A 26769-nucleotide genomic window follows, 5' to 3' on the forward strand; every position below is an offset into this window, starting at 1 on the left:
TTTCTATCCCTCTTTATTGGGGCAACTTGGAGACAGCCACGTGCTTGAGCAAGTCAGCCACAGAGGTGTCCATCACGTCGGTGAAGGGCTTGGGGAACAAGCCCATGGCCAGCACCGCAATGGCCAGCAAAGCCAGCATCAGGAACTCGCGGCTGTTGATGTCGGTGAGCTCTTTCACGTGGTCGTTGGCCACAGGGCCCAGATACACGCGCTTGACCATCCACAAGGTGTAGGCCGCACCAAAGATCAAAGCGGAAGCAGCGGCAAAGCCGATCCAGAAGTTGTATTGGATGGCACCCAGGATGACCATCCACTCGCCCACAAAACCAGCGGTGCCTGGCAAACCGCAGTTGGCCATGGCAAACAACAACGCAAAGGCGGAAAACTTGGGCATGGTGTTGACCACGCCACCGTAGCTGGCAATTTCACGCGAGTGCATGCGGTCGTAGAGCACACCGATGGACAAGAACATGGCACCCGACACAAAGCCGTGCGCGATCATCTGCACCAAGGCACCAGAGACACCGATGTCGTTGAAGATGAAAAAGCCGAGTGTGACAAACCCCATGTGCGCCACCGATGAATAAGCCACCAGCTTTTTCATGTCTTCTTGCACCATGGCCACCAAGCCTACATAGACCACCGCCACCAAGGACAAGGCAATCATGAGCCACGCAAATTCGCGCGCTGCATCGGGCGCGATGGGCAATGAAAAACGCAAGAAGCCATAGGCACCGAGCTTGAGCATGATGGCCGCCAGCACGGCAGAACCACCGGTGGGCGCTTCCACGTGCACGTCAGGCAACCACGTGTGAACTGGCCACATGGGCACCTTCACCGCAAAGGCAGCGAAGAAGGCAAAGAACAACAAGGTTTGTGCGTTGGCCGGCAAGGGCAGTTTGTGCCAAGTGGCCAAATCGAAGCTGCCACCCGACTGGGTGTACAAATAGATCAAGGCAATCAGCATCAGCAAAGAGCCGAGCAAGGTGTAGAGGAAGAACTTGAAGGCGGCATAAATCTTGTTCGGACCACCCCAGATGCCGATGATCAGGTACATCGGAATCAGCGTGGCTTCGAAGAAGACATAAAACAGCATGCCGTCGATGGCGCTGAAGACGCCAATCATCAAACCGCTCAAGATCAGGAACGCGCCCATGTATTGGTTCACGCGCTCGGTGATGACCTCCCAGCCCGCAATCACCACGATGACGGTGATGAATGCGGTCAGCAGCACGAACCACAGCGACAAACCGTCAACACCCAGGTGGTAGAACACATTGAAGCGTTCAATCCAAGAGGCTTTCTCGACAAACTGCATGGCCGAGGTGCCCAGCTCAAAGCCGTTGTACAAAGGCACGGTGACTGCCAAGCTGACCAGCGAGCCGATCAGGGCAATCCAACGCACCGTCTTGGCCTGTTGGTCTGACCCGAAAGCCAACAACACAGCGCCGAAGAAAATTGGCGTCCAAATGGCAAGGCTCAACAAACCCATTTTTTATTCTCCTTATTTGAGCCAGACGAACCAAGTCATCAGCACGAACACGCCCAAGATCATCACCAAGGCGTAGTTGTAGAGGTAGCCCGACTGCAAGCCGCGCGTCACCGAAGACACCCAACCCACCAGCTTCCAGGAACCGTTGACGATGCCGCCATCGATGATGGCTTGGTCGCCACCCTTCCACAGCCCTGTGCCCAAGGCACGTGCGCCACGGGCCAAGACGTTTTCGTTGAACCAGTCCAGGTAGTACTTGTTTTCCAACAAGGTGTAGATGGGTTGGCACACGCGTTGGATGGCAGCGGGCACGGCGGGGTTGACCATGTACATGTAGTACGAGCTGGCCACGCCAGCCAAGGCCAACCAAAACGGCAGCGAGCTGAAGGCATGCAAGGCCATGGCCACAGCACCGTGGTACTCGTGGGCCAGCTCATGCATGGCATGGTGCTTGTCGGCATCGATGAAGATGGCGTCTTTGAAGAACTCGCCATAGAGCATCGGGTCGATGGTGAGGTAACCAATGACCACCGAAGGAATCGCCAACAACAGCAGAGGCACCGTCACCACCCAGGGTGACTCGTGCGGGCTGTGGTCGTGGCCATGGTCATCATGGCCATGGTGGTCATCGTGTGCGTGGTGTGCATCGGGGTTCTGGTCATAGCGTTCTTCGCCATGGAACACCAAGAAGTACATGCGGAAGGAATAGAAGGCGGTGACAAACACACCGGCCAACACAGCAAAGTGCGCAAAGCCCGCGCCTGGCAGGTGGCTTTCAGCCACGGCCTCGATGATGCTGTCTTTGGAATAGAAGCCGGCAAAGAATGGCGTGCCAATCAAAGCCAGCGAGCCCAGCAACGAAGTGATCCAGGTGATGGGCATGTACTTGCGCACGCCGCCCATCCAACGGATGTCCTGGTTGTGGTGCATGCCCATGATGACCGAGCCTGCGCCCAAGAACAACAGGGCTTTGAAGAAAGCGTGGGTCATGAGGTGGAACACCGCCACCGAGTAGGCTGAAGCGCCCAAGGCCACCGTCATGTAGCCCAGTTGCGACAAGGTGGAGTAAGCCACCACGCGCTTGATGTCGTTTTGAATCAGCCCCAAAAAGCCCATGAACAAGGCAGTGATAGCACCGATCACCAAGATGAAGTTGAGCGCCGTGTCTGACAACTCAAACAAGGGCGACATGCGCGTCACCATGAAGATGCCAGCGGTCACCATGGTGGCGGCGTGGATCAAGGCAGAAATGGGCGTGGGGCCTTCCATCGAGTCAGGCAACCACACATGCAGCGGGAATTGGGCTGACTTGCCCATGGCGCCAATGAACAGGCAAATACAGATCACCGTCACCAACATCCAGTCGGTGCCGGGGAAGGTGATGGCACCCAGTTCAGCCGCTTTGGCAAATGCTTCGGTGTAGTTCAAGGTGCCGGCATAGGCCACGATCAAGCCAATACCCAAGATGAAGCCAAAGTCACCCACACGGTTGACCAAGAAGGCTTTCATGTTGGCGAAGATGGCCGTGGGTTTGTTGAACCAGAAACCGATCAACAGATACGACACCAAGCCCACGGCTTCCCAGCCGAAGAACAGCTGCAACATGTTGTTGCTCATGACCAGCATCAACATGGAGAAAGTGAACAGCGAGATGTAGGAGAAGAAGCGGTTGTAGCCCTCGTCCTCTTCCATGTAGCCAATGGTGTACAGGTGAACCATCAATGAGACGAAGGTGACCACGCACATCATCATGGCGGTCAGGCCATCCACCAAAAAGCCCACTTCCATTTTCAAACCACCCACCACCATCCAGGTGTAGAGGGTGTCGTTGAAGCGGGCGCCGTCGATGGCCACGCTCTTGAGCGTCATGGCCGACAGCACAAAGGCGATGAACACGCCCAAAATGGTCAGGGTGTGCGTCAGGCGACGGCCAATCCAGTTGCCACCGAAACGGGTGCCAAACAGGCCCGCCAAAGTGGAGCCAACCAGCGGGGCCAGGGGAACGGCCAGCAAAGTAGAAGCTTGTAGGGTTTGTGACATGGTGTCAGACCTCCGCAGAGCCGCCCCAAGGCAGGCCTGAGCCCCCTTGGGAGGCAGTGAATACACAAAGTGATGAACGTGGGGGCTTCATATCAGCCCTTGAGCGTGTTGAGTTCATCCACGTTGATGCTGGACTTGTTGCGGAACAACTGCACCAGAATCGCCAGACCAATGGCCGACTCAGCAGCCGCCACCGTCAAGATGAAGAAAACGAAAATTTGACCGTTCAAGTCGCCCAAGTAGTGCGAGAACGCCACAAAGTTCATGTTGACCGCCAACAGCATCAACTCAATCGCCATCAACAAGACGATCAAGTTTTTGCGGTTCAAGAAGATGCCAGTCACAGACAAGGCGAACAAAATTGCGCCCAGCGTCAGGTAGTGGCCTAAGGTGATGCTCATGCTTTTTTCTCCTGCTCAGGGGCGGGCTCAGCGGCAGGTTGAACCGCTGCCATCTTGACCAAGGACACACGGTCACGCGCTTTGACGCGCACTTGCTGACTCGGGTCCTGGGTTTTGGTGTCTTTGCGGGCGCGCAAGGTCAAGGCGATGGCAGCAATCAAGGCCACCAACAAAATGATCGCGGCCACTTGCACGGGGTAGAGGTACTCGGTGTAGAGCAACACGCCCAAGGCCTTGGTGTTGGAGACTTGCGCCACCACCACATGGCCCACATCGGCCGCCTGAGACGCTGCGGCCAGCGCCGCAGAGGCTGTGTCAGCAGGAGCCGTCACGACCACGGGCGTGACCACCGAGGGCAAGGCCGAGACACGTGGCTCGCTGACGCGAAAGCCACCCAACAGCACGGCAGCCAGTTCAAGCGCAATCACCGCGCCCACCGTGGCAGCCAGAGGAAAGTGTTTCCAAAAGCCTTGGCGAATGCTGTCGATGTTGATGTCGAGCATCATCACCACAAACAAGAACAAGACCATCACAGCACCCACGTACACCAGCACCAAGGCGATGGAGAGGAACTCTGCTTTGAGCAGCATCCACACGCCCGAAGCCTGGAAGAACGCCAGCACCAAATAGAGGGCGGCGTGCACAGGGTTACGCGCCGTGATGACGCGGAATGCGGCAAACAGCAAGACTGCTGAGAACGCGTAGAAAAGAGCCGATTGAACGTCCATCATGAAATCTTTCAGCGGTATTTGGCGTCAGCAGCTTTGTTGGCCGCAATCTCGGGTTCGTAGCGGTCACCCACGGCCAGCAACATCTCTTTGGTGAAGTACAGGTCACCGCGCTTTTCGCCGTGGTACTCAAAGATGTGGGTTTCGACGATCGAGTCGACCGGGCAGCTCTCTTCGCAAAAACCGCAGAAGATGCATTTGGTCAGGTCGATGTCATAGCGTGTGGTGCGGCGGCTGCCATCGGCACGTTGGTCGGACTCAATGGTGATGGCCATGGCCGGGCAAACAGCTTCGCACAGCTTGCAAGCAATGCAACGCTCTTCGCCGTTTTCATAGCGACGTAAGGCGTGCAGGCCACGGAAACGTGGCGACATGGGCGTTTTCTCTTCAGGAAACTGCACCGTGATGCTGCGCGAGAACATGTACTTGCCAGTCAAGGCCATGCCTTTGAACAGCTCGGTGAGCAAGAAGCTCGACAAAAAGTCGCGCAACGAGAAAGGGGCGGAATGTGTCGTTGTAGTCATGGTGTGTGCTCCGGCATCAGTTCCAGATGTTCCATGGGGTCTGCATCCAGACACCCACCACCAGCAACCAAACCAAGGTCACGGGAATAAAAATCTTCCAGCCCAAACGCATGATCTGGTCATAGCGGTAGCGTGGGAAGGTGGCGCGCACCCACAGGAACATGGTCACGACCACGAAGGTTTTGAGGCCTAACCAAATCCAGCCCGGCACCAGGTTGAACAGTGCGTTGTCCAGAGGAGACAACCAGCCGCCCAAGAACATCACCACGGCCAGCATGGACACCAAAATCATGTTGGCGTATTCGGCCAAGAAGAACATGGCAAATGACATGCCCGAGTACTCAATCATGTGGCCGGCCACAATTTCAGACTCGCCTTCCACCACGTCAAACGGGTGGCGGTTGGTTTCAGCCAGACCGGAGATGAAATAGACCAAGAAGATGGGCAACAGGGGCAACCAGTTCCACGACAGAAAGGTCAGGCCTTTGTCGGCCATCATGCCTTTGGCCTGGCCCATCACGATGTCGCTCATGTTGAGGCTGGCAGACACCATCAAGACGATCACAAAGCAAAAGCCCATGGCGATTTCGTAGCTCACCATTTGGGCCGAGGCACGCATGGCGCCCAAGAAAGCGTATTTAGAGTTGGAAGCCCAACCCGCAATGATCACGCCGTACACCTCCAGCGAGGTGATGGCCATCAAGAACAGCAAGCCAGCATTGACATTGGCCAAGGCCACATCCGGGCCAAAGGGAATCACCGCCCAGGCCGCGAGCGCGGGCATGATGGTCATGATGGGGCCGAGCAAGAACAAGCCGGTAGAGGCTTGGGTCGGCACAATGATTTCTTTGGTCAACAGCTTGAGTGCATCGGCAATCGGTTGCAACAAACCACCGGGACCGGTGCGGTTGGGACCTTTGCGGATTTGGGTGTAGCCAATGGCTTTGCGCTCCCACAGCGTGAGGTAAGCCACGCAGCCCATCAAAGGCAGCAGCACCGCCACGATCTTGAGCAGCGTCCACAACACCGGCCAGGCCATGGTGGTCCACCACACTTGGGACGACAGGGCCAGACCTGCGTTGAAAATTGCGTCCACCATCACAGACCTCCTTCCAACTTCGCATCAACCGTAGGTTGTTTGGCATCCGCCGCAGGTTGCTTGGCATCCGCCGTGAGCTGCAGCGACGGTGCACGGCGCACCAAGCTGTCGAGTTGGTAAATCGCAGCCGTGGCAGGTTGCCCTGCGACTGGGCTGACATCCACGTTCGCGCTGCAAGCGTTGGACAACAAGGCTGCCACGTTGGCAGGAATGGCCTGGGCGCGCACTTCGTCAATGGTCTCGAAGGCAAAACCTGACACATGCAACATCGACCCCAAGACGCGCAGCACTTTCCAGGCAGGACGGGTTTCACCCAAAGGCTTGACCACGCCGTGGAAGCTTTGCACGCGACCTTCGGTGTTGATGAAGGTGCCTGCTGTTTCGGTGAAAGGCGAGATGGGCAACAGCACATCGCTGATGTCCAGATTGGTTTTGAACGGTGACAAGGTGACCACCATCTCGGCTTGACCAATGGCCTGTGCAGCCGCAGCACCGTTGGCAGCGTCAACAGCAGGTTCCGTGTTGAGCAACACCACGGCTTTCAAACCACCAGCCAACATCTGGCCTGCATTCAGGCCACCAGCCACCGGCAAGGCACCCACCACTTGGGCACCCACGGTGTTGGCGGCTTCGCCGAGATAACCCACGGTGGCACCCGTTTGTGCGCCAATCCAGTTGGCCAAGCTCAACAAGCTCGATGCGTGTGCATGGTGCGCGGCGGCATTGCCCAACACAATGGCTTTGCGCTCACCACCCGTCAAAGACTTGGCGATGGCTTGCGCTTGTGCGTTGCTGGCGTTACCCGCCACAGGTGCCGCAGCCCCGGTGATGGCCCCTACCGCAGCGGCGACATCGGCCAGGGCTTGCACCCAATGGGCGGCGTCAGCCAGCAAAGTGTTGGCCACCGGCATGGCCCAGTCGTAGGACTGCGCGTTCAAGGCATGCAGCTTGGCACCGTTGCGCACCGCTTGGCGCAGGCGTTGTGCCATCAAAGGCTGGTCTTTGCGGATGTTGCTGCCAATCACCAACACACGCTGCAATGTGCTCAGCGATGCCAATGAAGTGCCCAGCCAACGCGTTGTCGCGTCGTGTTGGAAATCTGCGGCACGCAAACGCGTGTCGATGTTTTGGCTGCCTAAGCCGCGCATGAGAGACGCGGCCAGGAACAACTCTTCGGCGGTGCTGTGCGGACTGGCCAAGGTGCCGATGGCCTGTGCACCGTGCTGGGCTTTGACGCCTTGCAGGCCATTGGCCACGTATTCCAAGGCGGTTTGCCAATCCACTTCTTTCCACTCGCCACCTTGCTTGAGCATGGGGGTGGTCAAGCGGTCGGCGCTCTCTAAGGCTTCGTAGCTGAAGCGATCACGGTCGGCAATCCAGCACTCGTTGACGTCTTCGTTTTCCAAAGGCACAACACGCAGCACTTTGTTGTTCTTGACTTGAACAATCAAATTGGCGCCGGTGGCGTCGTGCGGGCTGACCGACTTGCGACGGCTCAACTCCCAGGTGCGGGCCTGGTAGCGGAAGGGTTTGCTGGTCAGGGCACCGACGGGGCAGATGTCGATCATGTTGCCCGACAACTCGGAGTCCACCGACTGGCCCACAAAGGTTTCAATCTCGGCATGCTCGCCGCGGTGCGACATGCCCAGCTCCATGATGCCGGCCACTTCTTGGCCAAAGCGCACGCAGCGGGTGCAATGGATGCAACGGCTCATCTCTTCCATGCTGATGAGCGGACCTGCGTCTTTGTGGAACACGACGCGTTTTTCTTCTTCGTAACGCGAAGTCGAGCCACCATAACCCACCGCCAAGTCTTGCAACTGGCACTCACCGCCTTGGTCGCAAATCGGGCAATCGAGCGGATGGTTGATGAGCAAGAACTCCATCACCGACTTCTGCGCTTTGACCGCCTTGTCGCTCTTGGTGCGAACGATCATGCCTTGCGTCACGGGCGTGGCACAGGCGGGCATGGGCTTGGGGGCTTTTTCCACATCGACCAGACACATGCGGCAGTTGGCCGCAATGCTGAGCTTCTTGTGGTAACAAAAGTGCGGAATGTAGGTGCCCGCCTTTTCAGCCGCATGCATGACCATGCAGCCTTCTTGGACTTCTATCTTTTTGCCGTCGAGTTCGATTTCAACCATGGTGCTTATCCGTCAAACGTACGCCGGGACCATGCAGGTCTTGTGCGTGATGTGGTGTTCAAATTCGTGGCGGAAATGTTTGAGCATGCCGCGCACAGGCATGGCAGCGGCGTCACCCAAGGCGCAAATCGTGCGGCCCATGATGTTTTCTGCCACGTTGTCCAACAAGTCCATGTCGCTGGGTCGGCCCTCGCCGCGCTCCAAGCGGTCCACCATGCGCCACAGCCAACCTGTGCCTTCGCGGCAAGGGGTGCATTGGCCACATGATTCGTGCATGTAGAAATAGCTCAAGCGTTGCAGGCTCTTGACCATGCAGCGTGAATCGTCCATCACGATGACAGCGCCCGAACCCAACATCGAGCCAGCTTTGGCGATCGAGTCGTAGTCCATGGTGCAGTCCATGATGATGTGGGCCGGCAACACCGGGGCAGATGATCCGCCAGGAATCACCGCTTTGAGCTGGCGACCTTTGCGCACGCCACCCGCCAACTCCAACAATTTGGAGAACGGCGTGCCCATGGGAATTTCGTAGTTGCCAGGACGTTCCACGTCACCGCTGACCGAGAAGATCTTGGTGCCGCCGTTGTTGGGCTTGCCGCATTCGAGGTAGGCCTGCCCCCCGTTGCGAATGATCCACGGCACGGCCGCGAAGGTTTCGGTGTTGTTGATGGTGGTGGGTTTGCCGTACAAACCAAAGCTGGCTGGGAACGGTGGCTTGAAGCGGGGCTGACCCTTCTTGCCTTCAAGTGACTCCAACAGCGCGGTTTCTTCACCGCAAATGTAAGCACCAAAACCATGGGCGGCATGCAACTGGAAGCTGAAGTTCGAGCCCATGATGCGATCGCCCAAAAAGCCTGCGGCACGCGCTTCTTCGAGGGCCGCTTCAAAGCGTTCGTAGGTCTGGAAAATTTCGCCGTGGATGTAGTTGTAGCCCACGCTGATGCCCATGGCATAGGCCGCAATGGCCATGCCCTCAATCACGATGTGAGGGTTGTGTTGCAAGATCTCACGGTCTTTGCAAGTGCCCGGCTCACCTTCGTCCGAGTTACACACCAAATACTTTTGGCCAGGGAACTGGCGGGGCATGAAGCTCCACTTCAAACCGGTAGGAAAGCCCGCACCGCCGCGACCACGCAGGCCCGACTCTTTGACGGTGGCAATGACCTGGTCTTGGGTCAGGCCCTCGCCGCCGTCTTGGCCCAAGATTTTGCGCAAGGCCTGGTAGCCACCACGCGCCACATAGTCTTGCAGCGACCAGTTGCTGCCATTCAAGTCGGCCAAGATTTGGGGGCCCAGGTGACGGCCATGAAAGCATGTCTCGACCGCGTTGGTCTGAAATTGAGAAAGCAGGTGTTGGAGGTTCATGGTTGGACTCCCGCAGGGCCGCCCAAAGGGAGGCCAGCGCCCCCTCGGGGGGCAGTGAATACGCGCAGCGATGAACGTGGGGGCATCATGTGTTTTCCTTCACCGCACGCAAACCATCGACCAACTGGTCGATCTTGTCGTGGCTCATGTAGCTGCACATGGTGCGGTCGTTGACCAGCAACACCGGTGCATCGGCGCAAGCGCCCATGCACTCACCGGGCTGCACCGTGAACAGGCCATCCGCGGTGGTTTCACCCACCTCAATGCCCAGCTTTTTCACCAAGTGCACCAAAGCCGCTTGGCCATTGCGCAACTGGCATGGCAGGTTGGTGCACACATTGATCTTGAACTTGCCAACCGGTTGCTGGTTGTACATGTTGTAGAAGGTGGTCACTTCATGCACAGCCATGGGCGCCATGCCCAGGTGCTCGGCAATGGCGCGCTCGCTGTCAGCACTGACAAAGCCCTGCTCTTGCTGCACGATAGCCAAGCAGGCCATGACGGCCGACTGCTTTTGGTCATCGGGGTACTTGGCCACTTCGCGGTCGAAACGCGCGTAGGTTTGGGCCGACAGCGCGGGGCTGTGGGTGGTGGTGTGAGAACTCATCGGTCAATTTCCCCGAACACAATGTCCATGGTGCCAATCACCGCCACGGTGTCGGCGATCATGTGGCCACGCGCCATTTCATCCATGGCTGCCAAGTGGGCAAAACCAGGGGCGCGAATTTTCAATCGGTAAGGCTTGTTGGCACCGTCACTCACGAGGTAAATGCCAAACTCACCTTTGGGGTGCTCGACGGCGGCATAAGCCTCGCCTTCGGGCACATGGAAACCTTCGGTGAAGAGCTTGAAGTGGTGAATCAGCTCTTCCATGTTGGACTTCATGCCTTCACGGCTGGGCGCAGCCACCTTGTGGTTGTCGGTGATGACGGGCCCTGGGTTGGCACGCAACCATTGCACGCACTGCTGGATGATGCGGTTGGACTGGCGCATTTCTTCGACGCGCACCAAGTAACGGTCATAGCAGTCACCGGTTTTGCCCACAGGGATGTCGAAATCCATGCGGTCATACACGTCATACGGCTGGTGCTTGCGCAAGTCCCAGGCGATGCCCGAACCACGCAACATGGCACCGGTGAAGCCGAGGTTTTTGGCGCGCTCGGGCGTGACGATGCCGACATCGACCAAACGCTGTTTCCAGATGCGGTTGTCGGTCAGCAGGGTTTCGTACTCATCCACCAGCTTGGGAAAGCGTTGGGTGAAGTCGTCGATGAAGTCGAGCAAAGAGCCTTGGCGGTTTTCGTTCAAACGCGCAATGGCTTTGGCGTTGCGCACCTTGCTGGCCTTGTACTGGGGCATGGTGTCTGGCAAGTCGCGGTACACGCCGCCTGGACGGAAATAAGCGGCATGCATGCGGGCGCCCGACACAGCCTCGTACATGTCAAACAGGTCTTCGCGTTCGCGGAAGCAATAGATCAAGATGTTCATCGCGCCGCAGTCAAACCCGTGGCAACCTAACCACAACAAGTGGTTGAGCAAACGGGTGATTTCGGCATACATGACGCGGATGTACTGGGCACGCTCGGGCACCTCGATGCCCATCATTTTTTCAATCGCCAAGCAGTACGCATGCTCGTTACTCATCATGGACACATAGTCCAGACGGTCCATGTAGGGCAGCGATTGGATGTAGGTTTTGCTCTCGGCCAATTTTTCAGTGGCGCGGTGCAGCAGACCGATGTGCGGATCGGCGCGTTGCACCACTTCGCCGTCGAGCTCGAGCACCAAACGCAGCACACCGTGCGCGGCCGGGTGTTGCGGACCAAGGTTGAGGGTGTAGTTTTTGATATCAGCCATGATTGGACTCCCGCCGGGCCGCCCCAAGGGAGGCCTGCGCCCCCTCGGGGGGCAGCGAATACACGAAGTGATGAGCGTGGGGGCGATGCGTCATGCCAAGCCGCCGTAGTTGTCTTCGCGGATGATGCGCGGCGTGATCTCGCGCGGCTCAATGGTGACCGGCTGGTACACCACACGTTTTTGTTCAGCGTCATAGCGCATTTCGACATAGCCCGAGGTCGGGAAGTCTTTGCGGAACGGATGGCCAATGAAACCGTAGTCGGTCAAGATGCGACGCAGGTCTTCATGGCCTTCAAACACGATGCCATACAGGTCAAAGGCTTCACGCTCAAACCAGTTGGCCGAGTTCCACACGTCGTTGACCGAAGCCACCAAAGGCATGTCGTCGCTCACAGCAAAGACGCGCACACGCAAACGCCAGTTGTGGGCAATCGACAGCAAATGGCTCACCACCGCAAAGCGCGGTGCGTCGGTGAATTTGGAATGGGCACCGTCTTTGTAGCTGGAGTAGTCCAAGCCGCACAAGTCGATGAGTTGCTCAAAGCCCAAGCGCGCGTCATCGCGCAAGGTGCGCATGACCGCGTGGTAGTTGGCGGCTGACACGGTCAGCGTGACCTCGCCCAGCGCCGCATCAAGTTGCTGGATGTTGTCGCCCAGCACCTCTTGCAGGTTGGCTTGAAGCGTGTGAATGGAGTGGCTCATGGTCGCAGTCCTGCTCAACGGGCAATGGTGTTTTCGCGGCGAATCTTGCTCTGCAATTGCAAGATGCCGTACAGCAAGGCTTCCGCAGTGGGCGGGCAACCGGGCACATACACATCCACTGGCACCACACGGTCGCAGCCGCGCACCACCGAATAGCTGTAGTGGTAGTAGCCGCCGCCGTTGGCGCATGAGCCCATAGACAAGACCCAACGCGGCTCAGACATCTGGTCGTAGACCTTGCGCAAAGCAGGGGCCATCTTGTTGCACAAGGTGCCGGCCACGATCATCAGGTCCGATTGACGGGGGCTGGGGCGAAACAACATGCCAAAGCGGTCAATGTCGTAACGGGCAGCGCCCGCATGCATCATCTCCACCGCGCAGCAAGCCAGACCAAAGGTCATGGGCCACAACGAGCCAGTCTTGGCCCAGTTCACCACCGAGTCGTAGGACGTGGTGATGAAGCCTTCTTTGAAAACGCCTTCAATTGCCATATGAGCTCCTTAATTCTTTTCCTGCCATGCAACGCTCGGGATCATTCCCAATCGATGGCACCCTTGATCCACATGTAGGCAAAGCCTGCAACCAAAATGGCCAGGAAAATCATCATGTCGATGAAGCCGATGAAACCAATTTCCTTGAGCGCCACGGCCCAAGGAAATAAAAATGCAATTTCGAGGTCGAACAAAATGAAGAGGATGGCGATCAGGTAGTAACGCACATCGAACTTCATGCGGGCGTCTTCAAACGCTTCAAAACCGCATTCGTAAGGGGAGTTTTTGGCAGGGTCGGGGCGATTAGGGCCCAGGAAGTAACCCAGAACTTGGGGGACAACCCCCACGCCAAGGCCTACAAGGATAAACAGGAGGACGGGGAGGTACTGTTCAAGGCTCATCGCAATCTCGCGGTATGACTAGTCGTTCTTAGTCTGCGAGTCTGCCCGACCTGGTTGACACCAGATTGACAGCAGACTTTGTTTGGATGGTGCCGTCGGCGAGACTCGAACTCGCACAGCTTTCGCCACTACCCCCTCAAGATAGCGTGTCTACCAATTTCACCACGACGGCTTGTATGCGTTCAGTTCAACGAAGAGGAATAACGCTTACTGAACAGCCTCAGAGTTTACCCTGAAAAGAACGATTTTCTCTCTGAAGCTTGAGGTTTTATGTTCACTTGGTGGGGATTTGTGCCGCGCCAGACGCAGGCACAACAGCGGCAGGAACAGCATCGGCTGAGGCACCCGCAGCAGGTGCCACCACAGCACCTTCAAGCACACTGCCCGAACTGGCAGGACGCAAGTTGCCAAAGTAAGCCAAGGCCAGCGTGCAAGCAAAAAATACAGCGGCTAATACGCCCGTGGTACGCGACAAAAAGTTCGCACCACCACTGGCACCAAACAAGCTGCCTGAGCTGCCACTGCCAAAAGCTGCGCCCATGTCGGCACCTTTGCCGTGCTGGACCAAGATGAGGCCGATCATGGCCAAAGCAGCCAACAACTGAACCACTTGCACAATGTTAAGAATCAAATTCATAAAAACTCCGAAATAGCTGTGTGTCAGCGGGCAGCCGCTGCGATGATGGTCAAAAAGTCAGCCGACTTCAACGCCGCGCCGCCAATCAACCCACCATCAATATCTGGTTGGCTCAGCAACTGAGCCGCATTGGCAGCGTTCATGCTGCCACCATAAAGAATTTGCACGCGGTCCGCATGTGCAGTCGCTGCCTGCAATTGCGCACGCAACACAGCGTGCACGGCTTGAGCTTGCTCTGGCGTGGCAGTTTGGCCTGTGCCAATGGCCCACACGGGCTCGTAAGCCACCACGATCTCGCTGATGCAATGCCCGTTGGTGTGAATGACCGCAGCCAGTTGGCGCTTCACCACCTCTTCGGTTTGACCGGCTTCGCGCTCGGCCAAGGTCTCACCCACACACACGATGGGTGTGATGCCTGCCGACAAGGCACGTTGCGCCTTGATAGCCACCAACTCATCGCTTTCGGCATGGTATTGACGACGCTCAGAGTGCCCCACGATGGCAAAACGCACCGCAAAGTCTTTCAACATGGCAGCAGAAATTTCACCGGTGTAGGCACCTTGCTCGTGCGCAGACAAATCTTGCGCGCCCAGCTCAATGCCCGAGCTCTGTGTCAGTTGCTGCACTTGCGACAAATAAGCCGCAGGCACACATACCGCCACTTGCGCTTGCTGACCCGCGAGTGCTGCACTCAAGCCTTGTGCAATGCCTTGCATCAAAACCTGGTTGGCAGCCAAGCTGCCATTCATTTTCCAATTGCCTGCAATGAGTTTTTGTTTCATGACAAGTTCCAAGTCAACACAATCTTGCCAATGTGCTGGTTCGACTCCATCAAGCGATGGGCCCGTTCAGCGCCATCCAGCGAGGCTGCATCAAAAGTTGAATGAATCACCGGCTTGATTCGACCGGCTTCGATCAGGGGCCACACATGCTGGCGCAGACTGCTGGCAATGGCGGCTTTGAACGCGACGGGACGTGGACGCAAGGTTGAACCCGTGATGGTCAAGCGGCGACGCAGGACCAAGCCTGCGTTGAAGCCGCTCTTAACCCCACCCTGAACAGCGATGATGACCAAACGGCCATCTTCAGCCAAACACTCTACTTCACGAGTCACATAGTCACCGGCCACCATGTCGAGCACCACATCCACGCCTTTGCCATCGGTCAGGCGTTTGACCTCAGCCACAAAGTCATGTGTTTTGTAATTGATGGCGTGATCTGCCCCCAGCGCCACGCAGGCGGCGCATTTGTCGTCGCTGCCCGCAGTCACGATGACCTTGGCACCCAGGGCTTTAGCCATTTGAATGGCCGTCACACCAATGCCGCTCGAGCCGCCTTGCACCAACAAGGTTTCCCCTGCCTGTAGACGACCGCGGTCAAACACATTGCTCCACACCGTGAAGAATGTCTCTGGCAACGATGCAGCCTCGACATCGCTCAGACCTTTTGGAATTGGCAAACACTGCCCGACAGGTGCCACACAATGGTCGGCATAACCACCACCGGCTACCAAGGCACACACACGGTCACCCACCTTCAGACCTGCAGCCGCCATAGCCGCTGCGTCGCCTGAGGCGATGACACCGGCGACTTCCAGCCCAGGCACATCCGATGCCCCAGGAGGCACAGGGTAGTTGCCAGTACGCTGCAACACGTCAGGGCGGTTCACGCCGCTAGCGCTGACGCGAATCAGCAACTCGCCCACGCCTGGCTGCGGCGCAGGCCGTTGGCCTGGACGCAGCACCTCAGCAGCACCGGGCGATGTGATGTCAACAATGCGCATCATGTGCGTCACCTCGGCTGTCAAATCAAGACTGATGGTCTTGATGGGCATCCCCTGCATGGGGACGCTCAGCATGTTGGTTGTCAGCGTGCTGGCGCTCACCATGGTGGTGACGCTGCTCGCCTTGATGCTCACCCTGGTGCTCAGCAGCAGGACGCTCGGTCAAGGCTTTCATCGACAACTTGACGCGACCTTTTTCGTCCGTCTCCAACACTTTCACGCGCACGATCTGACCTTCGGCCAACACATCGGTGACCTTGGCAATGCGCTCGTGGCTGATTTGGCTGATGTGCAGCAAACCGTCTTTGCCAGGCAACAGGTTAACCAAAGCGCCGAAGTCCAGGATCTTGGTGATCGGGCCTTCGTAGACCTTGCCAATTTCAACTTCAGCTGTGATTTGCTCGATGCGCTTCTTGGCTTCTTGGGCCTTGTCGCCATCGGTGGCAGCGATGGTGATGGTGCCGTCTTCGTCGATGTTGATCTGGCAACCGGTTTCTTCGGTCAGCGCACGAATGACAGAACCACCCTTGCCAATCACGTCACGGATTTTTTCAGGGTTGATCTTCATGGTGAAGAGCTTGGGTGCAAAGTCAGAGACTTGCGTGTTGGCTTCGCCCATGGCGTCTTGCATCTTGCCCAGAATGTGCATGCGAGCTTCCTTGGCCTGAGCCAAAGCCACTTGCATGATCTCTTTGGTGATGCCTTGGATCTTGATGTCCATCTGCAAAGCGGTGATGCCGTGGGTGGTACCGGCCACTTTGAAGTCCATATCTCCCAGGTGATCTTCGTCACCCAAGATATCGGTCAACACGGCAAAGCGGTTGCCTTCTTTGATCAGGCCCATGGCGATACCGGCGACGTGCGCTTTCATGGGCACGCCAGCGTCCATCAGCGACAAGCAGCCGCCGCAGACCGAAGCCATAGAAGATGAGCCGTTGGACTCGGTGATTTCAGACACCACACGCAGGGTGTAGGGAAATTCTTCTTTGCTTGGCAACACCGCCACCAAGGCACGTTTGGCCAAACGGCCGTGACCGATTTCGCGGCGTTTGGTGCTGCCCATGCGGCCCACTTCGCCGGTGGCAAAGGGAGGCATGTTGTAGTGCATCATGAAACGGTCTTCGTACTCACCGGCCAAGGCGTCAATGCGTTGTGCGTCGCGCTCGGTACCCAAAGTGGTGACCACCAAAGCTTGGGTTTCACCACGTGTGAACAAGGCCGAACCGTGGGTGCGGGGCAACACGCTGTTGCGAATTTCGATGGGACGCACGGTGCGCGTGTCGCGACCGTCGATGCGGGGCTCGCCAGCCAAAATTTGGCTGCGCACGATGCGCGCTTCGATGTCAAACAACATGCTCTCAACCTTGACGGCGTCAAACTCCACACCGTCAGCCTTGAGGCCAGCCATGACGGCGGCGTAGGCTTCGCGGCAAGCATGGGTACGGGCTTGTTTGTTGCGGATCTGATAGGCAGCGCGCAGCTTGTCTTCAGCTTGTGCGGTGACCTTGGCGATCAGCGGCTCGTCCTTAGCAGGTGCAGTCCAGTCCCAAGCGGGTTTGCCAGCGTCGCGCACCAACTCGTGAATGGCATTGATGGCAATGTTGCCTTGCTCGTGGCCAAACACCACAGCACCCAACATGATGTCTTCCGACAGTTGTTGGGCCTCGGACTCCACCATCAACACAGCGGCTTCAGTGCCTGCCACCACCAAGTCCATCAGGCTGTCTTTGCGCTGGGTTTGGCCGGGGTTCAAGACGTATTCGCCGTTGATGTAGCCCACGCGGGCTGCGCCGATAGGGCCATTAAAAGGAATACCCGAAATGCTCAGGGCAGCAGACACGGCGATCAAGGCGGCAATGTCGGCGTCGACTTCAGGGTTCAGGGACACGGTGTGAATCACCACGTGCACGTCGTTGTAGAAACCTTCAGGGAACAAAGGACGGATCGGACGATCGATCAGGCGACTGGTCAGCGTCTCGTGTTCGCTGGGCTTGGCTTCGCGCTTGAAAAAGCTGCCAGGGATCTTGCCTGCGGCATAGGTTTTTTCGATGTAGTCAACGGTCAAAGGAAAGAAGTCTTGGCCAGCTTTGGCAATCTTCGAACCCACCACCGTGGCCAAGACCACGGTGTCATCCATGTTGACGAGCACAGCGCCGCCGGCTTGGCGAGCAACTTCGCCGGTTTCCATGGTGACCGTGTGTTGGCCCCACTGGAAGGTTTTGGTGACTTTGTTGAAAAGTGACATGGTTTTCTCCTAAAGAGTTTGGGAAGTGCAGGCCACTTCGCCGAAGCCCGGAGGAACTGGTGCAGCAAACGATGCCATTCCAAAAAAGCCCACTAGGTCGTCTTTTTTGGAATGACACAGCTTTTCGAATCTGCGCCTCGTACCGTTCCGTTGGATTAAAAATTTCAGTGCAACAAGTGCAAAACGCCTGAGCTATTTAAATAACTCAGGCGTTTGTCGCGAACTTCAGCGATTACTTGCGCAGGCCAAGCTTGGCAATCAGTGCAGCGTAACGGTCAAAGTCTTTGGACTTGAGGTAGTCGAGCAATTTGCGACGACGGCTCACCATGCGCAACAAGCCACGACGACCATGGTGGTCTTTGGCGTGTGTCTTGAAGTGAGGGGTGAGTTCGTTGATGCGGGCAGTCAGCAGTGCAACTTGCACTTCAGGACTACCGGTGTCACCAGCGGCGCGTGCGTTGTCTTTGACAACTTCAGCAATTTTTGCAGTCAGCATGTGTTTTCCTTTGATGTTTGACTTGCGTTGGGCCATGGAACTTAGACCCAACGTGCTTGCCTCACCTCATAGATAAAGCCCACAGAGTATAGCAAACCCCAACTTTAGGCCGCTGACCGGCGTTTGCCATAGCGCCAAGGGCCGCTTTTTCAAGTCACAAGATCCAAAAATATTCCTCTTTGCCATGCCCTTGAAATCAGCCGAGCCGCGCGCAATTTCTGTTCATGCTGCACCGCATTCCGCAGTGCAGCCCGCTATTTGCAAGGAGAAATCACCATGTTGTTTACCCCCGTCAATGCCCGTTTGAACCGCCCCGCTCTCCACTCGTTTGAGCGTTTTTTGGGTGATGTGATGCGTCAAACCGGCCCCTCACAAAACTTCCAACAAGACGACAAGGCCTATCGTCTGAGTTTTGATGTGCCAGGCATCAGCCGTGAGCAATTGCAAATTGAGATTGAAGACAACGTGGTGCGTATCCAAACTGTGGCCGATGCCCCCCGTCAATACCGTGGCAGCTACGAATTGCCGCAGCACATTGACACCGCCAGCAGCAGTGCCAAATTGGAAAATGGCGTGTTGACCTTGGAATTGGTCAAGCAGCAACCCAAGAGCAACGCCACCTCACTGTCGGTGCAATAACAGCGTCATCCAACCAGCTCGGCCAGAGGCCAGCGCGGTTTGATGTCAAAGCTATAACTGGTGGACAGTGCCGAGCTCTCTTGAGACTCGGCCTGCAAGCGCATGGCAGCGGCCATGGCAATCATCGCGCCGTTGTCGGTGCACAAATGCAACTCAGGGTAGTGCACCCGCACATTCAAACGCGCACAAGCCGCGTTGAGCTGCTCACGCAGGTGACGATTGGCTCCCACACCACCAGCCACCACCAAGCGTGTCAAGCCGGTCTGGCGCAAAGCGGCCAAGGACTTCTTCAACAACACCTCCACAATCGCGGCCTCGGTCGAAGCGGCCAAGTCCGCCTTGCGCGCCTCAAGTTGCGCCCCCAACTTTTGCGCTTGGGTCAGCACAGCTGTTTTGAGCCCTGCAAACGAAAAATCCAAATCTCCGCTGTGCAGCAAAGGGCGCGGCAACTTGAACGCTGTGGCATCACCTTGTTGCGCCAGCTTGGACAAAGCAGGTCCACCTGGGTAACCCAAGCCCATCAGCTTGGCTGATTTGTCAAAGGCTTCGCCTGCGGCGTCGTCGATGGTTTCGCCCAGCAACACATACCGGCCCACCCCATCCACCCGCATCAGCTGCGTATGCCCCCCCGACACCAACAAAGCCACAAACGGGAACTCTGGCGCATCCTCACTCAAAAACGGCGACAGCAAGTGCCCTTCCAGATGGTGTACGCCCAGCACCGGCTTGCCCAAAGCTGCGCCCAACGCACAGGCCACACCCGCTCCCACCAGCAAAGCGCCGGCCAAGCCTGGGCCACGTGTATAAGCCACCACGTCCACCGCTTGCAAGCTTTGCTGCGCTTGGGCCAACACCTCACGCGCCAGAGGAATGACGCGACGGATGTGGTCACGGCTGGCCAGCTCGGGCACTACGCCCCCGTAGGCTTGGTGCATGGCAATTTGGCTGTGCAATGCATGCGATAACAAGCAAGGCAAGGCCTGTCCATCGGCGCGCACCAAAGCCACGCCGGTCTCGTCGCAAGAAGATTCAATACCAAGGATCAACATAGTGGACAAGTTTATGCGGATGGGTTGTTGCCTCACATGACTGGCGCACAATTTGCATCACTCACACCGACAGTGAGTGTGCCTAGAAAGTTCCGGAATGAAAGCCAGCCCCAAGAAGATCAAACCCCAGGAAGCCTTGCGCATCGTGGTGGTGGCTCCTGACTTGGTGGTGACCGACCCCCACGACGACCATGCACGCACCCAAGCCGAGCGCTCACGTGCGCTGCGCATTGGCTTGCTGGAAAGCGGCTTCAACCTGATTGCGACACTGCCCGCCGATGTGTTTTTGGCCGACCGCATCAGCCAGTTGCAACCCGACCTGATCATTGTGGATGCCGAATCCGAGGCCCGTGACGCACTGGAGCATGTGGTGTTTGCCACCCGTGATGCGAGGCGGCCCATCGTGTTGTTCACCGATGACAACGACACCAGCCATGTGCGCGATGCCGTGGCGGTCGGTGTGTCGGCCTACATCGTGGACGGTCTCTCCAGCACGCGCATTCGCCCGATCCTGGATGTGGCGATGGCGCGCTTCGAATACGAACAAAATTTGCGTGACGAACGTGACCAGGCTCGACACGCACTGCAAGAGCGCGGTCTGGTGGACCGGGCCAAAGCTCTGTTGATGGACAAGCAATCGCTGACCGAAGCGCAAGCCCACGCGAAATTACGCAAGGTAGCGATGGACAAAGGCCTCAAGCTGGCCGATGTCGCCCAACGCATTCTGGACATGGCAGACCTCCTGTCCTAATTTGGTGCACCACGCCCCGAACACACCCGATCACGCACCCGATCAGGGCAAACCCTAGCGGCATCGGCTTGTAATCAGCTGGCACAAGCCTTGCGTAACCCAAGGCATAACCCTCCAAGGTTGGAACGGACAAAGGCGTCCCCAGACATGGCTTTCACGAGCTGTCTCTGTGGACGCCTTTTTCTTTGCCTCAACGCTTTTGGAGTTGCCTGTTTTTTTCAAGGAGTGATTCATGACCGATCTGCTGGAGACCCCTATGAGCCGTCGCAATGTGCTGCAAGCCGCCACCGCCAGTGCCCTGACTATTGCGCCCGCCTTGCGCGCAGCGGTCTATGCCCAAGGCTCAGACAAGCCCGAAAAAGAAGAAGTGCGCATTGGCTTTATCCCGCTGACCGACTGCGCCAGCGTGGTCATGGCCTCGGTGCTGGGCATCGACAAAAAGTACGGCGTCAAGATCATTCCCACCAAAGAAGCCAGCTGGGCCGGTGTGCGCGACAAATTGGTGAATGGCGAACTGGACTTTGCCCATGTGCTCTATGGCTTGGTGTATGGCGTGCATCTGGGCACCTCGGGTCCGAAAAAAGACATGGCCGTTCTGATGAACCTGAACCAAAACGGCCAGGCCATCACCCTGAGCAAAAAGCTCGCAGACAAAGGGGCCGTGGATGCGGCCAGCTTGGCCAAGCTGATGAACACCGAGAAACGCGAATACACCTTCGCCCAAACTTTCCCAACCGGCACCCACGCCATGTGGCTGTACTACTGGTTGGCCAGTGTGGGCATCAACCCGCTCAAAGACGCCAAGGTGATCACTGTGCCGCCTCCGCAAATGGTGGCCAATATGCGCGTGGGCAACATGGACGGCTACTGTGTGGGTGAGCCCTGGGGCCACCGCGCCATTGCCGATGGCATTGGCATCACCGCCACCACCACCCAAGACATCTGGCCAGACCACCCGGAAAAAGTGCTGGGCACCACGGCCGAGTTCGTCAAGAAATACCCCAACACCGCACGCGCTGTGACGGCCGCTATTTTGGAAGCCGGCAAATGGATTGACGCGGGCTTGCAAAACAAGATGAAGATGGCCGAGACGATTGCCGACAAAGCCTATGTGAACACCAGTGTGGACGTGATCAACCAGCGCATCTTGGGCCGCTACCAAAACGGCTTGGGCAAAACCTGGGACGACCCCAACCACATGAAGTTTTACGCCGACGGTCAGGCCACCTTCCCTTACCTCTCGGACGGCATGTGGTTCTTGACCCAGCACAAGCGCTGGGGCCTGCTCAAAGACCACCCCGACTACCTGAAGGTGGCCAAAGAAGTCAACCACATTGACGTCTACAAACAAGCTGCTACGGCCAGCAAAACCCCGCTGCCCAAAGACGTGATGCGCACCAGCAAGCTGGTCGACGGTGTGGTGTGGGACGGCAAAGACCCTAAGAAATACGCCGACGGTTTCAAAGTCAAAGCTTAAGGACAACGGCATGCTGGCTCGCTTTTTCAAATCGCTGCTGTCACAGCTGGTGCCGCCCTTCTTGGGGCTGGCACTGCTAGTGGGCATCTGGTCGTTGGTGTCGCTCAGCAGCACCAACAACTTTCCAAGCCCCAGTGACACCTTGGTGCAAGCCATCTCGGTGTTCAGTGACCCCTTCTACAGCAACGGCCCCAACGACCAAGGCGTGGGCTGGAACGTGCTGAGCTCACTCAAGCGCGTGGCCATGGGCTTTGGTTTGGCGGCATTGGTGGGCATTCCAATGGGGTTCTTGATTGGGCGTTTCGAGTTTTTGTCGCGCATGTTCAACCCGCTCATCAGCTTGCTGCGCCCCGTGTCCCCGTTGGCCTGGTTGCCGATTGGCTTGTTGGTGTTCAAAGGGGCCAACCCTGCGGCCATTTGGACCATCTTCATTTGTTCGATCTGGCCCATGGTCATCAACACCGCCGTGGGTGTGCAGCGCGTGCCCCAGGACTACATGAACGTGGCGCGTGTGCTCAACCTGTCTGAGTGGAAGATCATCAGCAAAATTTTGTTCCCTGCTGTGCTGCCTTACATGTTGACTGGTGTGCGCCTGGCTGTGGGCACTGCTTGGCTGGTCATCGTGGCCGCCGAGATGTTGACCGGTGGTGTGGGCATTGGCTTTTGGGTCTGGGACGAATGGAACAACCTGAACGTCAAAAACATCATCATCGCCATCTTTGTGATTGGCATCGTCGGCTTGGTGCTGGAGTACGCACTCATCAAACTCGCCACCGCGTTTACCTTTGAGGAGGTGCGTTCATGAATGCGTCGCTGACCCACAAGTTCTTAGAAATTCAGGGCGTGGCCCAAACCTTTCGCACGGCCAAAGGAGACTTTCCTGCCCTGCGCGACATCGACCTGACGGTGGCCAAAGGTGAGTTTGTCGCCCTCATTGGCCACTCCGGTTGCGGCAAGTCCACCCTGCTCAACCTGATTGCCGGATTGACGACCCCCACCCAAGGCAACCTGATTTGCGCCAACCGCGAAATCTCAGGGCCCGGCCCAGAGCGTGCGGTGGTGTTTCAAAACCACTCGCTGCTGCCCTGGCTCACCTGTTTTGAAAACATCTACCTTGGGGTGGAGCGTGTGTTTGGTCAATCGGGTTTGGTCGACGGCAAAGCCAAAGAAACCAAGCTGCAACTCAAAGCCCGCACCGATGCGGCCTTGGACCTGGTGGGTTTGAGCCATGCGGCACACAAGCGGCCCGGAGAAATTTCGGGCGGCATGAAGCAACGCGTGGGCATTGCACGGGCCCTGGCGATGGAGCCCCAGGTGCTGCTGATGGATGAACCGTTTGGCGCTCTCGATGCGTTGACGCGCGCCAAGCTGCAAGACGAGTTGCTGTCTATCGTGGCAGCCACCCACAGCACGGTGGTCATGGTGACGCACGATGTAGACGAAGCCGTGTTGCTGTCCGACAAGATTGTGATGATGACCAACGGCCCCGCCGCCACCATTGGCGAGGTGCTCAGCGTCGACCTGCCACGCCCACGCTCACGCGTGCAGCTGGCGGACGATCCGCGCTATTTGCAGTACCGCAAAGCCGTGATCGACTTTTTGTACACGCGCCAAGCGCATGTGGAGAAAACATGAACAAGCTCAAATTGGTGATGATTGGCAACGGCATGGCGGGTGTACGCACGCTGGAAGAGCTGATCAAGCTCACGCCAGACCTGTACGACATCACGGTGTTTGGGGCCGAGCCTCACCCCAACTACAACCGCATCTTGTTGTCCCCGGTCTTGGCCGGTGAGCAAACCATGGACGAGATCGTGCTGAACCCCTTCGACTGGTACCGCGACAACGGCATCACCCTGCATGCCGGCTGGAAGGTGACCGAGGTGGACCGCGTCAAACGCCTGGTGACCGCCGAAAACGCCACCGGGGAGCGCCGCACAGCGCCTTATGACCGTTTGCTGTTGGCCACCGGCTCTAACCCGTTCATGCTGCCTATTCCTGGGCGTGAACTCGACGGCGTCTTGGCCTACCGCGACATGGCAGACACACAGGCCATGATTGATGCAGCCAAAAAATACCAGCATGCTGTGGTCATTGGCGGCGGCTTGTTGGGCCTGGAAGCCGCCAACGGTTTGATGAAGCGCGGCATGCAGGTCACGGTGGTGCACGTGGCCGAATGGCTGATGGAGCGCCAGCTCGACCGCGTGGCTGGCGGCATGTTGCAACGCTCACTCGAGGCACGTGGCATGCAGTTCCGTCTGGGTGCACAGACCCAAGAATTGCTAGGTGACGCGAACGGTCGTGTGAAGTCTGTGCTGTTCAAAGACGGCACGCATGTGCCCGCCGAGCTGGTGGTGATGGCGGTGGGCATTCGTCCCAACACCGCACTCGCCGAGCAAATGCGTTTGCACTGTGAACGCGGCATCGTGGTGAGCGACACCTTGCAAACCGTGACCGACCCACGCATTTATGCCGTGGGCGAATGCGCGGCACACCGTGGCATTGCGTATGGTTTGGTCGCACCTTTGTTTGAACAAGGCAAGGTCTTGGCCAACCATTTGGCCGAGTACGGCATTGGCCGCTACACCGGCTCATTGACATCCACCAAACTCAAAGTCACAGGCATCGACCTGTTCAGTGCGGGCGATTTCATGGGCAGCACCGATGGCAGCACCGAAGAAATTGTGCTGAGCGATCCGCACGATGGGGTGTACAAAAAACTGGTGATCCGCAACGACCAACTCATTGGTGCCTGCCTGTACGGCGACACGGTGGATGGCAGCTGGTATTTCAAGTTGTTGCGCGATGGCCGCAGCGTGGCCGACATTCGCGAGAAGCTGATGTTTGGCGAATCCAACATCGGCGATGTGGGTCACGCAGGCCACAACAAAGCCGCCGCCATGCCCGACGACGCCGAGGTGTGTGGCTGCAACGGGGTCAAGAAAGGCACCATCTGCAAAGCCATTCAAGAAAAGGGTTTGTTCACACTCGATGAGGTGCGCAAGCACACCAAAGCCAGCGCCTCCTGCGGCTCGTGCACCGGCTTGGTGGAGCAAATTTTGATGTTCACTGCCGGTGGCGACTACTCGGCCACGCCGAAGAAAAAAGCCGTGTGCAGCTGCACCGACCACAGCCACCAAGACGTGCGCGACGCCATCCGGGACCATAAGCTGCTGACCAACGACGCGGTGTTCAAGTTCCTAGAGTGGCGCACGCCCACCGGGTGTGGCAGCTGTCGCCCGGCCATCAACTACTACCGTTTGAGCAGCTGGCCCAAAGAGGCGGTGGACGATCCACAAAGCCGCTTCATCAACGAACGCAGCCACGCCAACATCCAAAAAGATGGCACCTACAGCGTGATTCCGCGCATGTGGGGGGGAGAGACCACGGCCGACGAGTTGCGCCGCATTGCCGATGTGGTGGACAAGTACAAGATCCCCACCGTGAAGGTCACCGGCGGGCAGCGCATCGACTTGCTGGGCGTGAAAAAAGAAGACTTGGTGAACGTGTGGAAAGACATTGGCATGCCCAGTGGCCACGCCTACGCCAAAGCCTTGCGCACCGTGAAAACCTGCGTCGGCAGCGAATGGTGTCGCATGGGCACGCAAGACAGCACGCAAATGGGCAAAGACCTGGAGCGCGCCATGTGGCGCATGTATGCCCCGCACAAGGTCAAGTTCGCGGTCTCGGGTTGTCCGCGCAACTGCGCCGAAGCCGGTATCAAGGACGTGGGCATCATCGGCGTGGACAGTGGCTGGGAGATGTACATCGCAGGCAACGGCGGCATCAAGACCGAGGTGGCACATTTCTTCACCAAGGTCAAAACCGCCGCCGAAGTGCTGGAGTACACCGGCGCCTTCATGCAGCTCTACCGCGAGGAAGGCTGGTACCTGGAGCGCACGGTGCATTACGTCAACCGCGTCGGCTTGGACTATGTGAAGCAAAAAATCTTGGACGACCACGCAGGCCGCCAAGCCCTGTGGGCCCGCTTGCAATTTGCCCTGGAAGGCGAACCCGACCCCTGGTTCGAACACGCCAAAGCCCAGGTGGACACGCGCCAGTTTGTGCCCATCGTTCCCCAGATCACCGCTTGAATCGGAGCCACACCATGAGCGATTGGCAAGTCATTTGCAAGGTCGAAGACATTCCTGTGCTGGGCGCCCGCCGCGTGCAGCGCGCACAAGGCTGCGAGGTGGCGGTGTTTCGCAACGCCGAAGATCAGGTGTTCGCCCTGCTCGACCGCTGCCCCCACAAAGGCGGCCCCTTGAGCCAAGGCATTGTGTATGGCACGACCGTGGCCTGCCCGTTGCACAACTGGCAAATTGGCTTGGCAGACGGCTGTGCCCAAGCGCCTGACGAGGGCTGTGCGCAACGCTTTGCGGTGCAGGTGGCCCACGGCGAAGTGGCCCTCAGCCGTGCAGAGCTGGCCGGCTTGGCCTTGGACTAAA

At 57.7% G+C, this 26769-nt stretch carries 26 protein-coding genes and 1 tRNA gene; 7 read left to right on the forward strand and 20 right to left on the reverse strand.

Annotated elements, in window-relative coordinates; all coding sequences use genetic code 11:
* Positions 1 to 13 precede the first annotated feature (13 nt).
* From B9Z41_RS16120 to rpsO, 19 genes are all read right to left on the reverse strand, one after another.
* Positions 14 to 1492 carry an NADH-quinone oxidoreductase subunit M gene (locus B9Z41_RS16120; RefSeq protein ID WP_100148108.1) on the reverse strand — a complete coding sequence of 493 codons (1479 nt, stop codon included), beginning with the start codon at positions 1490 to 1492 and terminating at the stop codon, positions 14 to 16.
* Between the two features lie 12 nt (positions 1493 to 1504).
* Entirely contained in the window at positions 1505 to 3532 is a 2028-nt protein-coding gene (nuoL, locus tag B9Z41_RS16125; RefSeq protein WP_100148109.1) for an NADH-quinone oxidoreductase subunit L, read from the reverse strand.
* A 92-nt stretch (positions 3533 to 3624) separates the two neighbouring features.
* The gene (nuoK, locus tag B9Z41_RS16130) at positions 3625 to 3933 is read right to left on the reverse strand and encodes an NADH-quinone oxidoreductase subunit NuoK (RefSeq protein ID WP_100132908.1); all 309 of its coding nucleotides are present in this window, start codon (positions 3931 to 3933) and stop codon (positions 3625 to 3627) included.
* Positions 3930 to 4661 (reverse strand): NADH-quinone oxidoreductase subunit J, encoded by a 732-nt coding sequence (locus B9Z41_RS16135; RefSeq protein WP_100148110.1) that lies wholly within the window; start codon positions 4659 to 4661, stop codon positions 3930 to 3932. Before B9Z41_RS16135 ends, nuoK begins: the two co-directional genes overlap by 4 nt.
* Positions 4662 to 4672: 11 nt before the next feature.
* Positions 4673 to 5185 carry an NADH-quinone oxidoreductase subunit NuoI gene (gene nuoI / locus B9Z41_RS16140; protein ID WP_100148111.1) on the reverse strand — a complete coding sequence of 171 codons (513 nt, stop codon included), beginning with the start codon at positions 5183 to 5185 and terminating at the stop codon, positions 4673 to 4675.
* Between the two features lie 16 nt (positions 5186 to 5201).
* Entirely contained in the window at positions 5202 to 6284 is a 1083-nt protein-coding gene (gene nuoH, locus B9Z41_RS16145; protein ID WP_100148112.1) for an NADH-quinone oxidoreductase subunit NuoH, read from the reverse strand.
* Positions 6284 to 8428, reverse strand: a complete 2145-nt coding sequence (gene nuoG / locus B9Z41_RS16150; RefSeq protein ID WP_100148113.1) for an NADH-quinone oxidoreductase subunit NuoG — start codon at positions 8426 to 8428, stop codon at positions 6284 to 6286. Before nuoG ends, nuoH begins: the two co-directional genes overlap by 1 nt.
* A gap of 12 nt (positions 8429 to 8440) precedes the next feature.
* On the reverse strand, positions 8441 to 9793 hold the full coding sequence (gene nuoF / locus B9Z41_RS16155; protein WP_100148114.1) for an NADH-quinone oxidoreductase subunit NuoF: 1353 nt from the start codon (positions 9791 to 9793) through the stop codon (positions 8441 to 8443).
* Between the two features lie 85 nt (positions 9794 to 9878).
* Complete coding sequence (gene nuoE / locus B9Z41_RS16160) at positions 9879 to 10400, reverse strand: NADH-quinone oxidoreductase subunit NuoE (protein WP_100148115.1); 522 nt, start codon at positions 10398 to 10400, stop codon at positions 9879 to 9881.
* Complete coding sequence (locus tag B9Z41_RS16165; RefSeq protein WP_100148116.1) at positions 10397 to 11650, reverse strand: NADH-quinone oxidoreductase subunit D; 1254 nt, start codon at positions 11648 to 11650, stop codon at positions 10397 to 10399. The genes nuoE and B9Z41_RS16165 overlap by 4 nt, the downstream gene beginning before the upstream one ends.
* Before the next feature lie 90 nt (positions 11651 to 11740).
* Positions 11741 to 12352: an NADH-quinone oxidoreductase subunit C gene (locus tag B9Z41_RS16170; RefSeq protein ID WP_100148117.1), complete on the reverse strand. Its 612-nt coding sequence runs from the start codon at positions 12350 to 12352 to the stop codon at positions 11741 to 11743.
* A 14-nt stretch (positions 12353 to 12366) separates the two neighbouring features.
* The gene (locus B9Z41_RS16175) at positions 12367 to 12843 is read right to left on the reverse strand and encodes an NADH-quinone oxidoreductase subunit B family protein (protein ID WP_100148118.1); all 477 of its coding nucleotides are present in this window, start codon (positions 12841 to 12843) and stop codon (positions 12367 to 12369) included.
* Between the two features lie 41 nt (positions 12844 to 12884).
* Positions 12885 to 13244, reverse strand: coding sequence for an NADH-quinone oxidoreductase subunit A (locus tag B9Z41_RS16180; RefSeq protein ID WP_100148119.1), 360 nt, complete (start codon positions 13242 to 13244; stop codon positions 12885 to 12887).
* A gap of 87 nt (positions 13245 to 13331) precedes the next feature.
* Positions 13332 to 13416, reverse strand: a tRNA-Leu gene (locus B9Z41_RS16185).
* Positions 13417 to 13518: 102 nt separating this feature from the next.
* Positions 13519 to 13881: a preprotein translocase subunit SecG gene (gene secG, locus B9Z41_RS16190; RefSeq protein WP_100148120.1), complete on the reverse strand. Its 363-nt coding sequence runs from the start codon at positions 13879 to 13881 to the stop codon at positions 13519 to 13521.
* Between the two features lie 23 nt (positions 13882 to 13904).
* The gene (gene tpiA / locus B9Z41_RS16195; protein ID WP_100148121.1) at positions 13905 to 14663 is read right to left on the reverse strand and encodes a triose-phosphate isomerase; all 759 of its coding nucleotides are present in this window, start codon (positions 14661 to 14663) and stop codon (positions 13905 to 13907) included.
* Entirely contained in the window at positions 14660 to 15664 is a 1005-nt protein-coding gene (locus B9Z41_RS16200) for an NAD(P)H-quinone oxidoreductase (protein ID WP_100148142.1), read from the reverse strand. Before B9Z41_RS16200 ends, tpiA begins: the two co-directional genes overlap by 4 nt.
* Before the next feature lie 25 nt (positions 15665 to 15689).
* The gene (pnp, locus tag B9Z41_RS16205; protein WP_100148122.1) at positions 15690 to 17909 is read right to left on the reverse strand and encodes a polyribonucleotide nucleotidyltransferase; all 2220 of its coding nucleotides are present in this window, start codon (positions 17907 to 17909) and stop codon (positions 15690 to 15692) included.
* A gap of 232 nt (positions 17910 to 18141) precedes the next feature.
* Positions 18142 to 18405 carry a 30S ribosomal protein S15 gene (gene rpsO, locus B9Z41_RS16210; RefSeq protein WP_100148143.1) on the reverse strand — a complete coding sequence of 88 codons (264 nt, stop codon included), beginning with the start codon at positions 18403 to 18405 and terminating at the stop codon, positions 18142 to 18144.
* 276 nt (positions 18406 to 18681) lie between these two features.
* Here rpsO and B9Z41_RS16215 point away from each other — a divergent pair, with 276 nt between their 5' ends.
* Entirely contained in the window at positions 18682 to 19044 is a 363-nt protein-coding gene (locus B9Z41_RS16215) for an Hsp20/alpha crystallin family protein (protein ID WP_100148123.1), read from the forward strand.
* Between the two features lie 5 nt (positions 19045 to 19049).
* Here the strand turns inward: B9Z41_RS16215 and tsaD are convergent, their stop codons facing one another.
* Positions 19050 to 20093 (reverse strand): tRNA (adenosine(37)-N6)-threonylcarbamoyltransferase complex transferase subunit TsaD, encoded by a 1044-nt coding sequence (gene tsaD, locus B9Z41_RS16220; protein WP_100148124.1) that lies wholly within the window; start codon positions 20091 to 20093, stop codon positions 19050 to 19052.
* A gap of 97 nt (positions 20094 to 20190) precedes the next feature.
* Here tsaD and B9Z41_RS16225 point away from each other — a divergent pair, with 97 nt between their 5' ends.
* From B9Z41_RS16225 to nirD, 6 genes are all read left to right on the forward strand, one after another.
* Complete coding sequence (locus B9Z41_RS16225; protein WP_100148125.1) at positions 20191 to 20844, forward strand: ANTAR domain-containing response regulator; 654 nt, start codon at positions 20191 to 20193, stop codon at positions 20842 to 20844.
* Positions 20845 to 21076: 232 nt separating this feature from the next.
* The gene (locus B9Z41_RS16230) at positions 21077 to 22321 is read left to right on the forward strand and encodes a CmpA/NrtA family ABC transporter substrate-binding protein (protein ID WP_100148126.1); all 1245 of its coding nucleotides are present in this window, start codon (positions 21077 to 21079) and stop codon (positions 22319 to 22321) included.
* A gap of 10 nt (positions 22322 to 22331) precedes the next feature.
* Complete coding sequence (gene ntrB / locus B9Z41_RS16235) at positions 22332 to 23126, forward strand: nitrate ABC transporter permease (RefSeq protein WP_100148127.1); 795 nt, start codon at positions 22332 to 22334, stop codon at positions 23124 to 23126.
* Positions 23123 to 23956: an ABC transporter ATP-binding protein gene (locus B9Z41_RS16240; RefSeq protein ID WP_100148128.1), complete on the forward strand. Its 834-nt coding sequence runs from the start codon at positions 23123 to 23125 to the stop codon at positions 23954 to 23956. Before ntrB ends, B9Z41_RS16240 begins: the two co-directional genes overlap by 4 nt.
* Entirely contained in the window at positions 23953 to 26415 is a 2463-nt protein-coding gene (gene nirB, locus B9Z41_RS16245; RefSeq protein WP_100148129.1) for a nitrite reductase large subunit NirB, read from the forward strand. The genes B9Z41_RS16240 and nirB overlap by 4 nt, the downstream gene beginning before the upstream one ends.
* Positions 26416 to 26429: 14 nt before the next feature.
* Entirely contained in the window at positions 26430 to 26768 is a 339-nt protein-coding gene (gene nirD, locus B9Z41_RS16250) for a nitrite reductase small subunit NirD (RefSeq protein ID WP_100148130.1), read from the forward strand.
* The last annotated feature ends 1 nt before the right edge of the window (position 26769 follow it).

Source organism: Limnohabitans sp. JirII-31, from assembly GCF_002778315.1.
GTDB lineage: Bacteria > Pseudomonadota > Gammaproteobacteria > Burkholderiales > Burkholderiaceae_C > Limnohabitans.

Bases quoted from the DNA above. Each gene is read 5' to 3' on its own strand.
- B9Z41_RS16120 (WP_100148108.1), bottom strand. From the start codon at position 1,492: ATGGGTTTGTTGAGCCTTGCCATTTGGACGCCAATTTTCTTCGGCGCT.
- nuoL (WP_100148109.1), bottom strand. From the start codon at position 3,532: ATGTCACAAACCCTACAAGCTTCTACTTTGCTGGCCGTTCCCCTGGCC.
- nuoK (WP_100132908.1), bottom strand. From the start codon at position 3,933: ATGAGCATCACCTTAGGCCACTACCTGACGCTGGGCGCAATTTTGTTC.
- B9Z41_RS16135 (WP_100148110.1), bottom strand. From the start codon at position 4,661: ATGGACGTTCAATCGGCTCTTTTCTACGCGTTCTCAGCAGTCTTGCTG.
- nuoI (WP_100148111.1), bottom strand. From the start codon at position 5,185: ATGACTACAACGACACATTCCGCCCCTTTCTCGTTGCGCGACTTTTTG.
- nuoH (WP_100148112.1), bottom strand. From the start codon at position 6,284: ATGGTGGACGCAATTTTCAACGCAGGTCTGGCCCTGTCGTCCCAAGTG.
- nuoG (WP_100148113.1), bottom strand. From the start codon at position 8,428: ATGGTTGAAATCGAACTCGACGGCAAAAAGATAGAAGTCCAAGAAGGC.
- nuoF (WP_100148114.1), bottom strand. From the start codon at position 9,793: ATGAACCTCCAACACCTGCTTTCTCAATTTCAGACCAACGCGGTCGAG.
- nuoE (WP_100148115.1), bottom strand. From the start codon at position 10,400: ATGAGTTCTCACACCACCACCCACAGCCCCGCGCTGTCGGCCCAAACC.
- B9Z41_RS16165 (WP_100148116.1), bottom strand. From the start codon at position 11,650: ATGGCTGATATCAAAAACTACACCCTCAACCTTGGTCCGCAACACCCG.
- B9Z41_RS16170 (WP_100148117.1), bottom strand. From the start codon at position 12,352: ATGAGCCACTCCATTCACACGCTTCAAGCCAACCTGCAAGAGGTGCTG.
- B9Z41_RS16175 (WP_100148118.1), bottom strand. From the start codon at position 12,843: ATGGCAATTGAAGGCGTTTTCAAAGAAGGCTTCATCACCACGTCCTAC.
- B9Z41_RS16180 (WP_100148119.1), bottom strand. From the start codon at position 13,244: ATGAGCCTTGAACAGTACCTCCCCGTCCTCCTGTTTATCCTTGTAGGC.
- secG (WP_100148120.1), bottom strand. From the start codon at position 13,881: ATGAATTTGATTCTTAACATTGTGCAAGTGGTTCAGTTGTTGGCTGCT.
- tpiA (WP_100148121.1), bottom strand. From the start codon at position 14,663: ATGAAACAAAAACTCATTGCAGGCAATTGGAAAATGAATGGCAGCTTG.
- B9Z41_RS16200 (WP_100148142.1), bottom strand. From the start codon at position 15,664: ATGCGCATTGTTGACATCACATCGCCCGGTGCTGCTGAGGTGCTGCGT.
- pnp (WP_100148122.1), bottom strand. From the start codon at position 17,909: ATGTCACTTTTCAACAAAGTCACCAAAACCTTCCAGTGGGGCCAACAC.
- rpsO (WP_100148143.1), bottom strand. From the start codon at position 18,405: ATGCTGACTGCAAAAATTGCTGAAGTTGTCAAAGACAACGCACGCGCC.
- B9Z41_RS16215 (WP_100148123.1), top strand. From the start codon at position 18,682: ATGTTGTTTACCCCCGTCAATGCCCGTTTGAACCGCCCCGCTCTCCAC.
- tsaD (WP_100148124.1), bottom strand. From the start codon at position 20,093: ATGTTGATCCTTGGTATTGAATCTTCTTGCGACGAGACCGGCGTGGCT.
- B9Z41_RS16225 (WP_100148125.1), top strand. From the start codon at position 20,191: ATGAAAGCCAGCCCCAAGAAGATCAAACCCCAGGAAGCCTTGCGCATC.
- B9Z41_RS16230 (WP_100148126.1), top strand. From the start codon at position 21,077: ATGACCGATCTGCTGGAGACCCCTATGAGCCGTCGCAATGTGCTGCAA.
- ntrB (WP_100148127.1), top strand. From the start codon at position 22,332: ATGCTGGCTCGCTTTTTCAAATCGCTGCTGTCACAGCTGGTGCCGCCC.
- B9Z41_RS16240 (WP_100148128.1), top strand. From the start codon at position 23,123: ATGAATGCGTCGCTGACCCACAAGTTCTTAGAAATTCAGGGCGTGGCC.
- nirB (WP_100148129.1), top strand. From the start codon at position 23,953: ATGAACAAGCTCAAATTGGTGATGATTGGCAACGGCATGGCGGGTGTA.
- nirD (WP_100148130.1), top strand. From the start codon at position 26,430: ATGAGCGATTGGCAAGTCATTTGCAAGGTCGAAGACATTCCTGTGCTG.